The organism is Pleionea litopenaei (assembly GCF_031198435.1).
Classification (GTDB): domain Bacteria; phylum Pseudomonadota; class Gammaproteobacteria; order Enterobacterales; family Kangiellaceae; genus Pleionea; species Pleionea litopenaei.
The window spans coordinates 3,129,411-3,142,434 of the sequence record NZ_CP133548.1; the positions used below are offsets into that span (position 1 = coordinate 3,129,411).

Here is a 13,024-nt window from a genome sequence, read left to right on the forward strand (position 1 = left end):
CTGTTAAGATCGCCAAAATTTATTGCACATTTAAGAGATGACTATGACTAAAATTGCTGTCAACGCGTGTACCGGAAGAATGGGGCAAGCGCTTTTATATGCCATCGATCGTAACCCGCAGGTTGAGCTTACCGCTCCGCTGTTGCGACGAGGTCATAAATGGGCCGGTGAACCGGTTAATCGACAATTCCCAGAAATTAACAGCAAAATACTATTGGTTGATGATTTATCAGCTGTGGCGGATCAGGTTGATGTGCTGATTGACTTCAGTTTGCCAGACTATTCGATTGAGACGGCAAAGTTATGTGCAGAGCTAAAAATACCAATGGTGATAGGGACCACGGGTTTTAGTTATCAACAAAAACAACAATTGATTGAATTATCTAGCCAAGCCCCGATGGTGCTTGCACCCAATATGAGTGTCGGCGTCAATCTTACATTGAAAGTCTTGCAGTTAGTGGCGAAGGCCATCGGTCATGATTCTGACATTGAAATTATTGAAGCGCACCATCGGTTCAAAAAAGATTCTCCATCGGGAACGGCTCTGCGCATGGGAGAATCAATAGCGGAAGGGCTTGGAGAGGTGTTCAGTGAGCTGGCAGCCTTTGATCGCTGCGGCAAAGATGCGGTAAGAAGACCCGGCTCGATTGGCTTTTCAGCGATTCGAGCTGGAAATATTGTGGGCGAGCATACTGCGCTGTTTGCGATGAGTGGTGAAGAAATTGAAATCACTCATAAAGCTCGCGATCGTCAGACCTTTGCTCAAGGGGCGGTCAGAGCCGCTGTTTGGGTATCAAAGCAAACCGCTGGTCATTTCGATATGGCGGATGTATTGGGCTTGGATGAATTATTTGGCGGTGTCAATTGAGGCTGTCAGCTGACTTGAACCCGCGAAAGATTAACAACTGTCGGTTCTAAAAAAAGAATCGTTTAAGCGATTGCTGACTAACCTTGTGAGATATCTCTCAAGGAGCTGACAGCGAAAGTCTCAAATTGCCTACTGAAATAGGTATTGTTTTCGCTAACTCTGCCGCTAACTGTTGAATAATCAAAGAGTTACGTTTTTGAGCACCTTGTTTAATTGATGTCTAGGGTGTTTTGGGGGATTGCTCGAAATTCATTTCGGAGTAATCTACTCACATGCGGCAGGGAATGGACAGCTGCAATGGAGAAGACTTTAGGATGGTCATCAACACGGACGTGTCAGGGACAAAAGCTTCAGGATGAAGACAGAAAGGATACCGAGGCGACGTTAGTCGCCTTTTTCTTTTGTAGCGAATTTTTTAGTGAGATTTTTAGCGAACAAAGCCAGAGCTGCCGCTTGAACATGAGAAACGATCGTGCAAAGGGTATCGCCAAGGAAGCATTTTAAGTGGGCGATTTCCTGTAAGGCATCGACCATGGTACTTACGGAATGATGCGGGTAAATAGCCATAGATTAATTAGGGTCTTAATACCTTGAAAACCGCTAAAACTTTTCAATCTGTCCAGTAAAGACTCCTTGACCTCGGAGTTGCAGACATTTCTCGGCTTTCTCGTCTCTCTTGCATGGACAATCCAACCGCGGATCGCTTAAAATACACCGATTTTGTCCATCGCGGGCAATTTCAGTTTGAATCTTATTAAAAAGCGGAATCCAGGCTCTTGAATTCCGCTTTTTGTGTATCTAGAGCATTACTGGAGGTCCCTTTTGAGTCAACCCGCCATCCTTATCCTCGAAGACGGAACCCTGTTTCACGGTAAATCCATTGGCGCTGACGGAATAGCCGTTGGTGAAGTGGTATTTAATACAGCTATGACAGGTTATCAGGAAATTTTAACCGATCCATCCTATGCCCAGCAGATGGTGACGTTAACTTATCCACACATTGGCAACACGGGCACCAACGAGGAAGATCAAGAGTCGACCAAAGTTTGGGCCACTGGGTTGATTATTCGTGACTTACCCTTGCTAGCCAGTAACTGGCGCAACCAACAAACACTTTCTGACTATTTGAAGCAACGCAATGTCTTAGGCATCGCCGACATTGATACGCGCAAATTGACGAGAATTTTGCGTGAGAAAGGGGCGCTGTCTGGCACCATTATGAGTGGCGAGATTGACGAAGAGAAAGCGCTTCAGGCAGCGAAAGATTTCCCTGGGTTGAAGGGAATGGATTTGGCGAAAGTGGTCAGTCAAACAGGCTCTTCGCAATGGACCAGCTCAACTTGGGACATTGAAAAAGGCTACGGTGAACTCGCGGAGAAAAAGTTCAAAGTGGTTGCTTATGACTTTGGCGCAAAAAGCAATATTTTACGAATGCTGGTTGAGCGCGGCTGTGAACTTACCGTTGTCCCGGCGCAAACATCGGCCGACGATGTTTTGGCGATGCAACCCGATGGCGTTTTCTTGTCGAATGGTCCTGGCGATCCAGAGCCATGCGATTATGCAATCGCAGCGATTAAGACCTTACTAGATAAAAACATTCCTATTTTTGGTATCTGCTTGGGCCATCAATTGTTGGCTATAGCCAGCGGAGCCAAATCCATTAAGATGAAGTTTGGCCACCATGGCGCCAACCATCCTGTTAAAGATTTGGAACACGATCGTGTCATGATTACGTCGCAAAATCACGGTTTTGCGGTCGATGAAAGCACGTTACCAGACAATTTAAAAGCCACTCACGTGTCGCTGTTTGACGGCAGTTTGCAAGGCATTCATCGTACCGATAAACCCGCATTTGGGTTTCAAGGGCACCCCGAAGCGAGCCCGGGACCACACGATGCTGCGCCTTTGTTCGACCATTTTGTCGAACTTATGCAAGCCAACCGATAACTTGCTACGCCTTTGAAGAGCGTTGCAGTCGGAACAGTCAATACACGAATAACACATAGAAGGTGCATCCAATAATGCCGAAACGAACTGACATAAAAAGTATTCTCATTCTTGGCGCAGGACCCATTATCATTGGACAGGCTTGTGAGTTTGATTACTCAGGTGCGCAAGCGTGTAAAGCGCTTCGCGAAGAAGGCTTCCGGGTCATATTAGTCAATTCGAACCCCGCGACCATCATGACCGATCCAGAAATGGCCGATACCACTTACATCGAGCCATTGCATTGGGAAGTGGTCGCAAAGATCATTGAAAAAGAAAAACCAGATGCTCTATTACCAACCATGGGTGGGCAGACTGCGTTAAATTGTGCCTTAGATTTAGCGTCTCGAGGCGTTCTAGAAATTCATGGTGTATCCATGATCGGAGCAACCCGCGAAGCAATCGATAAGGCCGAAGACCGCGACTTATTTGCCAAAGCCATGCGTAAAATTGGTTTAGACATGCCGAAGTCAGGTATTGCCCACAGCATGAAAGATGCCTACGCAGTCCAAGAACATGTTGGCTTTCCGTGTATTATTCGTCCGTCGTTCACCATGGGTGGAACCGGTGGTGGCATCGCTTACAACCGTGAAGAGTTTGAAGAAATTTGTACTCGTGGTTTAGATTTATCTCCAACCCATGAGTTGCTGATTGATGAGTCACTCATCGGTTGGAAAGAATACGAAATGGAAGTGGTCAGAGACAAAGCTGATAATTGCATTATCGTTTGCTCGATAGAGAATTTTGACCCGATGGGTGTGCACACGGGTGACTCGATCACCGTCGCGCCGGCTCAGACGCTTACCGACAAAGAATATCAAATCATGCGTAATGCATCTTTAGCTGTATTGCGTGAAATAGGCGTTGAAACTGGGGGCTCGAATGTTCAATTTGCGGTCAATCCAGAAGATGGTCGCCTGGTTGTTATTGAAATGAATCCTCGGGTTTCTCGATCGTCTGCATTAGCGTCAAAAGCTACGGGTTTCCCGATTGCCAAAGTCGCGGCTAAGCTTGCCGTCGGGTACACCCTCGATGAGTTACAAAATGAAATCACCGGAGGCAAAACGCCTGCATCGTTTGAGCCAAGTATCGACTACGTTGTAACGAAGATCCCGCGCTTTAACTTTGAGAAGTTCCCTAACTCAGATGCGACTTTAACCACGCAGATGAAATCCGTTGGTGAAGTTATGGCGATTGGCCGAACGCTGCAAGAGTCGATGCAAAAAGCATTGCGTGGTCTAGAGCAAGGTAAAACAGGGTTTGATCCCATCATTGATTTGAATGAACCTGAACTGAAAGATATCTTGCGTCAAAAACTGACCGTGCCGGGTGCTGATCGTATTTGGTACATTGCCGATGCCTTCCGCGCGGGCTACTCAATGGATGAAATATTTGAGCTAACCAATATCGATCCTTGGTTCTTAGTGCAAATTGAAGAACTGGTAACGCTTGAAAAAGAATTCGCTGAAATGTCGATGGGTGATGTCACGGCCGACGTTTTACGCACCTATAAACGCAAAGGTTTCTCAGATGCCCGTTTGGGTGATCTGATTGGCGCGTCGGAAAAAGAAATTCGCAAGCTGCGTCGTAAATTAAAAGTATCTCCGGTGTATAAGCGTGTTGATACTTGCGCCGCGGAGTTTGCAACCAGCACTGCTTACATGTATTCCACTTATGAAGACGAGTGTGAGTCGAACCCCAGCGAGCGGGATAAAATCATGGTGTTGGGTGGCGGTCCAAACCGCATTGGCCAAGGCATTGAGTTTGATTATTGTTGTGTACACGCCGCATTAGCGATGCGCGAAGACGGCTACGAAACCATTATGGTTAACTGTAACCCTGAGACTGTATCAACCGATTATGACACTTCTGATCGTCTTTATTTTGAACCAGTGACGTTAGAAGATGTACTAGAGATTGTTCGCGTTGAAAAGCCGAAAGGCGTGATAGTTCATTATGGTGGACAAACACCGCTTAAAATTTGCCGTGCTTTAGAGGCCGAAGGTGTAACGATTATCGGTACTTCACCGGATGCGATTGACCGTGCGGAAGACCGCGAGCGTTTTCAGCGAGCGATCGACAAGTTAGGCCTACGCCAACCGCCGAATCGTACTGCGCGAACCCTTGAAGAAGGCATTCGACTGGCCGATGAAATTGGTTATCCGTTAGTGGTTCGACCGTCTTATGTATTGGGTGGCCGAGCGATGGAGATTGTATACGGTGAAGAAGAGTTGCGCCGATACATGAATGAAGCGGTGAGCGTGTCGAATGAGTCGCCCGTCCTTCTTGACCGTTTCTTAGACGATGCGATTGAAGTGGATGTTGATTGTATTTATGACGGTGAAAACTGTTTAATCGGCGGCATCATGGAGCACATTGAGCAAGCAGGTGTTCACTCAGGCGATTCTGCGTGTGCGATTCCTCCACATTCTTTAAGTGCTGAGATTCAAGATGAGTTACGTCGCCAAGTTGCGGCAATGGCAAAAGAGCTAAATGTTCGAGGATTGATGAATACTCAGTTTGCGATTAAAGGCCAAGACATCTATGTGCTTGAAGTGAATCCACGAGCCTCACGAACGGTTCCTTTTGTGTCGAAAGCTACCGGTGTTCAGTTAGCAAAAGTTGCAGCACGGGTAATGGCTGGAACCAGCTTAGCTGACCAAGGCATGTTGAACGAAGTCATTCCGCCTTTTTATTCGGTCAAAGAGCCTGTATTCCCCTTTAATAAATTCCCAGGATCGGATCCTATTCTTGGCCCAGAAATGAAATCGACGGGTGAAGCAATGGGGGTTGGTGAGACCTTCGGTGAAGCCTTCTACAAAGCACAACTTGGTGGCGGTTCGCAGGCACCGAAAGGTGGGCGCGCAATTATCAGTGTAAGAGATGCTGATAAAGTGAAACTACCTGAAGTGGGGCGTGCACTGATTGAGTGTGGCTTTGAGTTAGTGGCGACATCCGGTACTGCAAAAGCACTAGTGGCCGCTGGTGTACCCTGCCAAAAAGTCCACAAGGTAAATGAGGGACGTCCGCATATTGTTGATTTGATCAAAAACGATGAAGTGGATTACATCGTTAATACGACTGAAGGTCAAAAGGCAATCGCTGACTCGTTCACCATTCGACGTTCAGCTTTGCAGCATAAAATTGCCTATACCACTACTTTGGCGGGCGCTTTAGCAACGACCCAGGCGATTAAAAAACAAACTCGCGAATCCGTTGTTTCGGTACAAGAGTTACATGAAAAGGTTAAATCATAATGAACAACAGAGTTCCAATGACTAAGCAGGGAGCTGATAGCCTTCGTGCAGAGTTGAAACATTTGAAAACGGAAGCGCGACCTAAAGTCATTGCTGCTATTGCTGAGGCAAGAGAGCACGGTGACTTAAAAGAAAATGCTGAATATCATGCAGCACGTGAGCAGCAAGGCTTTATTGAAGGTCGTATTCAAGAAATCGAAGGGAAAATATCGAACGCTCAAATCATTGACGTGACCACCATGACCAACAATGGAAAGGTGATTTTCGGTGCGACAGTTAACCTAATCAACATTGATACTGAAGAAGAAGTGAGTTATCAAATTGTGGGAGAAGATGAGGCCAATATAAAAGAGAATAAAATCTCTGTTTCATCGCCCATTGCTCGCGCCCTCATTGGTAAAAATGAAGGTGATGAAGTGGTGGTGAAAGCGCCCGGTGGAGAAGTTGAATACGAAATCGCTGAAGTTAACTATATTTAGCTTATTAGCGATAAAACGTCGCTCGCGATCCGTTGAAAAAGGCCAGATTACTCTGGCCTTTTTTATGGGCTATCCAAAACTCGCCTTCTCTGGCATTTGACCTATACTAAAAAAAACCGTCAAAAAAGCTCAATCTATTGAATTACTGTTATTTTTTCTTAGCAAGATACACGAGTTGTCGCGCATGGATTACGCTGAGAGTCGCCTGTGTTTGTCTTCTCGCAACGGCCATGTTGCCGACCTTCGCTAGCGAAAAAGTCGTTCGTATTGGCGTCGTCTCCGATGCGCCGTTTGCCTATGCCAATGAACACTATGCCATCGCTGGTTTTCTTCCTGATCTTCATGCTGAAATTAGCCAAGGCGTTAATCAATCAACGCAACTCATTATGTTCGAAAGTCGCTCTGCACTCATCAAAGCCTATCAAGAAGGACAAATTCAAGGGGCACTGGTGATTGATCCACAACTTAATGAGTTTCCAAAGGCCAGTCGGTCGAAAGAACTCTTGGCTATGCCCGTGTATTTATTGTCGCGGCCTAATAATAACGAGATTACTGACTTATCGAATTACAAAAATAAAAACCTCGGCTTGTTAGCCGACTCAGCACTTTCAGAGCAATTACTCGACGAGCACCAACGGCCAGAATCTTGGAAAACTTACACATCGCCCGCAGAGCTGGTGAATGCGCTTGCCGCTTCAAAGGTCGATGCCATTGTGTTAAATCAAGCCAGCGTTGCGGCACAGTTAAGAAAAATAGGTTGGCATCAGTTGGTGAAAGTTCGTGAGCTTAGCCAGAAAAGCCAATTGGTTTATTTACTGAATCAGAACCAAGCTCCGTTAAAGTTAGCGATGAATGAAGCGATTGAACAGTTAGAGCGTTCTATAGTTTCTGCTTTGCAACTTAAGTGGGGAGTAGAAACCTCTGATAACGATTGGAGTATAACCAGTATTACCTTACCACTGTCGATTGCATTTCTATTCTTAATTGTTTTTGGCATTTTAACCAATCGAAAACTGAAAGCAGAAATTAAAAAGCGCGAAGCCTTTGAGCAGCAACTGGCCGTATTAAACGTTAAAGCACAAAGTGAACGCCAACAAGCGCAAAAGGAAGCTCGTACCGATCCTTTAACAGGAATTGATAACCGCCGAAAGTTTGACGAGTATTTAAATTCTCAAATACAACTGTTTAACCGCAAAGGTAATGTGTTTTGCTTGATGATTATCGACATCGATCATTTTAAATTAATTAACGATGAGTTTGGACATGATGTAGGCGATACGGTGTTAAAAGATGTCAGTCATTCAATTTCAGAAATTATTCGTCCCTATGATGAGTTAGGTCGAATCGGTGGCGAAGAGTTTGGTGTTATTCTGCCAGACACTGAACGCTTAGAAGCGTTTGGGATAGCTGAGCGAATTCTTGATCATGTTGTGGATTACAAAAACGCGAATTATCCTGAGCTAGCTGTGTCGGTGAGTATCGGATTGAGCGAAGTCGGCGAAAACGATTCGACAGACGCTATCTTTAAACGAGCTGACGACGCTCTTTACCAGTCAAAAGAAAACGGCCGAAATCGAGTCACTGAAAACCATCAAAGTTATTCAGGAACTGCAGCTTAGCATTGAGCAGCCTGCTTTATTCTCAGCCCATTCTGGACGCTTTTGATAGAAACTATCAAATTTGTTAATCGTTTGGTAAGGCGAGCGAAGCGCATTCATCAAGTCGTTTAAAGGGTCGTAATTGCCGCTCTCACAGTGGTCAATGGCGATTTGTGATAAATAGTTTCGTAAAATAAATTGGGGATTGGCTTGAGCCATAACCTGCGCTCTCTTTTCTAGCCGACCCTCTGTTAGGCATTCACGATAATCGTCTAACCAACGTTGCAATGCCTGTGATGACTCGGTTGTAGGTGTGTAAAAACAATGGAGGAAATCAGCCGACGATGGATGGTTAGACATTAACTGTCGAAAAAATAGTGTGTAGTCAATGTTAAGCTCAGGCAGTCGTTGATAGAGTGATTGAATCAGTGCCAAGTGTTTAGTTTGGTATTGGGTTGCACTGCTTAAGCCAAGCTTTTGACACTGCATGTCATACAGACCTTTTTGTAAGTTGTGATCATACAGCTCAATACCCATGCGAAAAATTTCATGATCGTCAATTATCGCAGCAAGCGCATTGGCCAAACAGACCAGATTCCAACGGGCAATTGCAGGTTGTTGTGAAAAACGATAACGGCGATTTTCCGCATCGGTGGTATTGGGCGTAAAGGCTGGATCATAATTATCTAACCAACCATAAGGACCATAATCAATGGTTAATCCTAAAATTGACATATTGTCGGTATTCATAACACCGTGCACAAAGCCGACGCGTTGCCAGTGAACGATCATCGTGGCGGTTCGGCGACAGACTTCTGCAAAAAAAGCCGCGTACACTGCGTGATCTATTGAGTCATCTAGGTTAGGAAATTGCTCTTTTAAAAAACTAAAATCTCGCCGAATAACAAAGTCTAAGAACTGTTTTAATAACGTTGTTTCTTGACGAGCCGCCAGTATTTCAAAATTACCAAAGCGAACAAAAGAGGGCGCCACTCGACAAACAATGGCGCCAGTTTCTCTCTCTGGATGCCCATCGTAAAACATATCGCGCACGACCTTATCGCCGGTACGAATTAAACTCAATGCTCGAGTCGTAGGAATACCCAGATGATGCATAGCTTCACTGCACAAGAATTCTCGAATCGAAGAGCGCAACACTGCTCGGCCATCGCCGCGACGTGAATAGGGCGTGGGCCCTGCACCTTTTAATTGAATGTCAAATCGCTGACGCTCATGAGTTATTTCGGCTAGCGTGATGGCGCGACCGTCGCCAAGTTGTCCTGCCCAATGTCCAAATTGATGACCGCCATAGCAGGCCGCATAGGGCATTGAATCGTCAAGCCTACGATTACCGCTGAGCCACTCTACTAACGCTCGATCGTCTTGCCATTGAGGTTTTAAACCTAAGGATTCAGCGACCTCGGAAAAGCCCGCAATTAAGGTGGGTGAAGAAACTCTTGTAGGCGTGCAGTGGTGCCAACAAACCGCTGGCGTTTGCTTCGGTTGATGGCTGTCGTTATCAACGCCGGGTAATTGCTCAACGAAGGTTTGATCAAGCGATTGATGTAAATGATTTAGATTGCTGCTCTTAGACATGGCCGTTTTTCAATTTCAACGTTGGTATTGTCGAAACCCAGTTTCTGATGAAGTAATAGAATCGCGTTTTAAGCCATAGTGTAACTGACCTGAAAGCAGAAAGTAACGACAATATTTGCGTGGGATTTTTATTTAAGGACAACGGGTCTGCGAAGATAAGCGGTTGTTGAGGAATTTAGAGAAGAAAAAACTCCCAGTGTTGAGGCACTGGGAGGGTAACGACGCGGTGCTATCAGGGGTTAATTCTCGACCACGCGAATGCTGCCATTGACGGTCTCTAACTCGATATCGACAGAGCCTCGTTGGGTAGATTTCATTGAACTACCGACCCATTTGTGTTTTTTCACGGGAATGCCAAATTCATTGGATAAAGAGCCGTTAACGGATGAGGCGTCGAGACTGATATCGTCGGCATTCGGTAATCGCAATTTGATCGCTCCGTTAACTGAGTTGAGCTCAATTCTTTTAAGATGCGCGAAGTTCTCAACACGAATATCGATGTCACCATTCACTGCATCAACATCAATGTCTGACGAGCTGCCATCGCTGTCGAGGTGACCGTTCACCAACTCGGCTCCGAGCTTTCCTGATACGCCTGAGATGGTTAGATTGCCATTGACCAACTCAATGTCATCTAAATTAACGGTGTTTGGAACGGTAAGGGTGTAATCGACTCGGCTTTGACCGTAGTTGTGTTTACTGGACTTTTCGTAGCGCGTTTTCACATCCAGACGACTTTCATTGGCGTCGATTTCAACGCTAATACGGTCACGCAGTTCTTGGTTCGATGCCATAATTTGAGCGCGTAAGGTGACCTGACTGCAATCACACGCCGAAATGCGCACATCACCATTGATATTGCTCAGGTTAATTTCTCCATTGGCCGAAAAATCGTAAACTTGGTTGATTTCATCTTGTACTTTTGCGCTGGCAGACAGTAAAGTGAAAGCGCTAGTAATTAAAATCATTGATCGTGTGAATCGCGGCATGTTGTTCTCCCAGACAGTTAGATTCAAAATTATTGTGTAAAATGTACTGCGTTGTTGGGTAAGACGCTGTCGATCAAATAATGGTTTGAATGTCGGTAACTTTTTTTTAGCGCTTTATCGTTTCGAGCGAATAAGAGTCAATAATTTATGAGTAATGTCGTTTCGCTATCTGTGACTAAACGAAAAAAACTGAAAGCGAAAAAGCGCCAAGGTAAAACCTTGTGTGCCAATAACTTACATCAGTGGGTGGTGGATAAAACCTCGGAGTTTGATTCGCAACAAGGTCGTTTAGTAACTCGCTATCAATGCAAACATTGCGGAAAAACAAAAGTAAAGGGTGAAGGTAAGTCTTAATCAGCCATCTGACGTCAGGTTAAAACGGAGAGCGCCGCTAACTTAATCCAAGGGTTCAGTCAGCAGCGAAAGACGTCTATCGAGAATGACGTTTACAGTTGATCGAGGGCGCGCTTTTGCTCATCAATCAGTTCTCGAATACCGTTTTTGCCATGATCTAACATCGCTTGCAGTTCATCATAGCTAAAGGTTTCACCTTCGGCGGTTCCTTGTACTTCAATAAAGCCACCGTTCTCATCCATAATAATATTCATGTCTGTCTCAGCTTTACTGTCTTCGGCGTAATCTAAATCAAGCACCGGAACGCCTTTGTACACGCCAACCGATACCGCTGCAATCATATGCTTGAGAGGGTTTACCTTGACTTTCTTCTGGCGTATCAACCAATTGATGGCATCGACTAACGCAATGCAAGCGCCGGTAATTGAGGCCGTGCGGGTTCCCCCATCAGCTTGTAGAACGTCGCAATCGATGTGAATAGTATGTTCGCCCAATTGCTTGAGATCGACAGCAGCACGCAGTGCTCGACCAATTAAGCGTTGAATTTCTTGGGTACGGCCCGTTTGCTTACCGCGGGCCGCTTCACGGTCACTGCGGCTGTGTGTCGCGCGGGGTAACATTCCGTATTCCGCGGTCAGCCAACCTTGGTCCTTTCCTTTAAGGAAGCGGGGCACACCATCGACCACGGAGGCGTTACATAATACGCGAGTTTCACCCATTTCAATCAGTACTGAGCCTTCAGCATGCTTGGTAAATTGGCGAGTAATAGTAACCGGACGAAGTTGATTGGGGGTTCGACCACTTGGGCGCATCGGAATCTCCTGAATAGTGTTGGCGCGATAGAGCGTTTCTAAGCACCGTATGACTAGCTGACAGTTAGGTAACGGTATTTTATCCGTGTATTGGGTCGCTATTATAAACAATTCATGCATCATTTGGCAGTCTCGGCACCTGTTCAGTTGAGATGATTAACAACAAAAACTTAGATACAATGCTCATCTAAATAGCTCTAGGACACCCATATGATTCACAGTATGACCGCTTTTGCGCGGCAACCTATTAAAGCCAGTTGGGGTAATGCCCATTGGGAAATTCGTTCCGTTAATCAACGATTTTTAGAAACCAACTTCCGTTTACCCGAAGCGTTTCGCAGCATCGAGTTCCAATTACGCGACCGACTTCGTAAGCGTATGCAACGTGGCAAGTTGGACATCAGCCTACGCCTTGAATACTCACCAACCGAAGCAGACGCTATCTCAATCAATGAGAAATTAGCGAACCAGTTGATTCAAGCGCATAAGCAGCTTCAGGCAGCGGCCTCCACAGAACAGGCTCTGCAAATTACCGATTTGATGCGCTGGCCGGGGTTGCTTCAAACCACCGAGCTAGACACCTCTCGTGTAGAGAAGGATCTTTTAGCGGCCTTTGATGAAGCCATTGATGCCTTATTATCGATGCGCCAACGTGAAGGGGATGCCTTAATCGATATCATTCAAGCGCGCTTAGACGGCATCGCCGAGCAAGTTATTGTCGTACGTGGTTGTATGGATGACATTATTCAGTGGCAACGTGATCGCATTACCAACCGCTTTACCGAAGCCAAGATTGAGTTAGACCCTGAACGCCTAGAGCAAGAAATGGTGATGTTGGCGCAAAAAGTGGATGTTGAAGAAGAGCTCGACCGACTCGACACCCATATTCAAGAAGTGTCACGTTTACTCAAAAAAGGCGGAACCATCGGTCGCCGACTCGATTTCTTAATGCAAGAACTTAATCGAGAAGCCAACACTCTGGGCTCAAAGTCGATAAGCAGCAAGACCACCGCCGCGTCGGTTGAAATCAAGGTGTTGATTGAACAGATGCGCGAGCAGATCCAAAACATCGAATAGTTTTTTTA

Annotated in this window: 11 protein-coding genes; 7 read left to right on the forward strand and 4 right to left on the reverse strand. The window is 45.8% G+C overall.

From position 1 onward, the window contains the following. Positions 1-43 precede the first annotated feature (43 nt). Entirely contained in the window at positions 44-868 is an 825-nt protein-coding gene (gene dapB, locus Q9312_RS14080; RefSeq protein WP_309201500.1) for a 4-hydroxy-tetrahydrodipicolinate reductase, read from the forward strand. Positions 869-1,252: 384 nt separating this feature from the next. On the opposite strand, the gene Q9312_RS14085 is transcribed toward dapB, so the two are convergent. Further along, positions 1,253-1,435 carry a hypothetical protein gene (locus tag Q9312_RS14085; RefSeq protein WP_309201501.1) on the reverse strand — a complete coding sequence of 61 codons (183 nt, stop codon included), beginning with the start codon at positions 1,433-1,435 and terminating at the stop codon, positions 1,253-1,255. 255 nt (positions 1,436-1,690) lie between these two features. On the opposite strand from Q9312_RS14085, the gene carA reads away from it, so the two are divergent. The 4 genes from carA (at position 1,691) to Q9312_RS14105 (ending at position 8,209) form a co-directional block, all read left to right on the forward strand. Continuing rightward, the gene (carA, locus tag Q9312_RS14090) at positions 1,691-2,815 is read left to right on the forward strand and encodes a glutamine-hydrolyzing carbamoyl-phosphate synthase small subunit (RefSeq protein ID WP_309201502.1); all 1,125 of its coding nucleotides are present in this window, start codon (positions 1,691-1,693) and stop codon (positions 2,813-2,815) included. A 74-nt stretch (positions 2,816-2,889) separates the two neighbouring features. Continuing rightward, entirely contained in the window at positions 2,890-6,111 is a 3,222-nt protein-coding gene (gene carB / locus Q9312_RS14095; RefSeq protein ID WP_309201503.1) for a carbamoyl-phosphate synthase large subunit, read from the forward strand. Continuing rightward, the gene (gene greA / locus Q9312_RS14100) at positions 6,111-6,590 is read left to right on the forward strand and encodes a transcription elongation factor GreA (protein ID WP_309201504.1); all 480 of its coding nucleotides are present in this window, start codon (positions 6,111-6,113) and stop codon (positions 6,588-6,590) included. The genes carB and greA overlap by 1 nt, the downstream gene beginning before the upstream one ends. Positions 6,591-6,820: 230 nt before the next feature. Beyond that, positions 6,821-8,209: a GGDEF domain-containing protein gene (locus Q9312_RS14105; protein WP_309201505.1), complete on the forward strand. Its 1,389-nt coding sequence runs from the start codon at positions 6,821-6,823 to the stop codon at positions 8,207-8,209. Here the strand turns inward: Q9312_RS14105 and Q9312_RS14110 are convergent. Together Q9312_RS14110 and Q9312_RS14115 are read right to left on the reverse strand one after the other, a co-directional pair. Further along, entirely contained in the window at positions 8,192-9,784 is a 1,593-nt protein-coding gene (locus Q9312_RS14110; RefSeq protein WP_309201506.1) for a protein adenylyltransferase SelO, read from the reverse strand. The two genes, Q9312_RS14105 and Q9312_RS14110, sit on opposite strands and share 18 nt — an antisense overlap. Before the next feature lie 239 nt (positions 9,785-10,023). Then, positions 10,024-10,773 (reverse strand): DUF4097 family beta strand repeat-containing protein, encoded by a 750-nt coding sequence (locus tag Q9312_RS14115; RefSeq protein ID WP_309201507.1) that lies wholly within the window; start codon positions 10,771-10,773, stop codon positions 10,024-10,026. Positions 10,774-10,920: 147 nt separating this feature from the next. Between Q9312_RS14115 and Q9312_RS14120 the strand changes: the two genes are divergently transcribed. Then, positions 10,921-11,127 (forward strand): hypothetical protein, encoded by a 207-nt coding sequence (locus Q9312_RS14120; protein WP_309201508.1) that lies wholly within the window; start codon positions 10,921-10,923, stop codon positions 11,125-11,127. A gap of 92 nt (positions 11,128-11,219) precedes the next feature. Here the strand turns inward: Q9312_RS14120 and rph are convergent, their stop codons facing one another. Next, positions 11,220-11,939, reverse strand: a complete 720-nt coding sequence (gene rph, locus Q9312_RS14125; RefSeq protein WP_309201509.1) for a ribonuclease PH — start codon at positions 11,937-11,939, stop codon at positions 11,220-11,222. Between the two features lie 210 nt (positions 11,940-12,149). Between rph and Q9312_RS14130 the strand changes: the two genes are divergently transcribed. Further along, positions 12,150-13,016: a YicC/YloC family endoribonuclease gene (locus Q9312_RS14130; protein ID WP_309201510.1), complete on the forward strand. Its 867-nt coding sequence runs from the start codon at positions 12,150-12,152 to the stop codon at positions 13,014-13,016. Positions 13,017-13,024: the final 8 nt, after the last annotated feature.

Coding starts and splice junctions, on each gene's coding strand:
- dapB (WP_309201500.1), top strand. CDS start 44: ATGACTAAAATTGCTGTCAACGCGTGTACCGGAAGAATGGGGCAAGCG.
- Q9312_RS14130 (WP_309201510.1), top strand. CDS start 12,150: ATGATTCACAGTATGACCGCTTTTGCGCGGCAACCTATTAAAGCCAGT.
- Q9312_RS14110 (WP_309201506.1), bottom strand. CDS start 9,784: ATGTCTAAGAGCAGCAATCTAAATCATTTACATCAATCGCTTGATCAA.
- Q9312_RS14085 (WP_309201501.1), bottom strand. CDS start 1,435: ATGGCTATTTACCCGCATCATTCCGTAAGTACCATGGTCGATGCCTTA.
- greA (WP_309201504.1), top strand. CDS start 6,111: ATGAACAACAGAGTTCCAATGACTAAGCAGGGAGCTGATAGCCTTCGT.
- Q9312_RS14105 (WP_309201505.1), top strand. CDS start 6,821: ATGTTGCCGACCTTCGCTAGCGAAAAAGTCGTTCGTATTGGCGTCGTC.
- Q9312_RS14115 (WP_309201507.1), bottom strand. CDS start 10,773: ATGCCGCGATTCACACGATCAATGATTTTAATTACTAGCGCTTTCACT.
- carB (WP_309201503.1), top strand. CDS start 2,890: ATGCCGAAACGAACTGACATAAAAAGTATTCTCATTCTTGGCGCAGGA.
- Q9312_RS14120 (WP_309201508.1), top strand. CDS start 10,921: ATGAGTAATGTCGTTTCGCTATCTGTGACTAAACGAAAAAAACTGAAA.
- rph (WP_309201509.1), bottom strand. CDS start 11,939: ATGCGCCCAAGTGGTCGAACCCCCAATCAACTTCGTCCGGTTACTATT.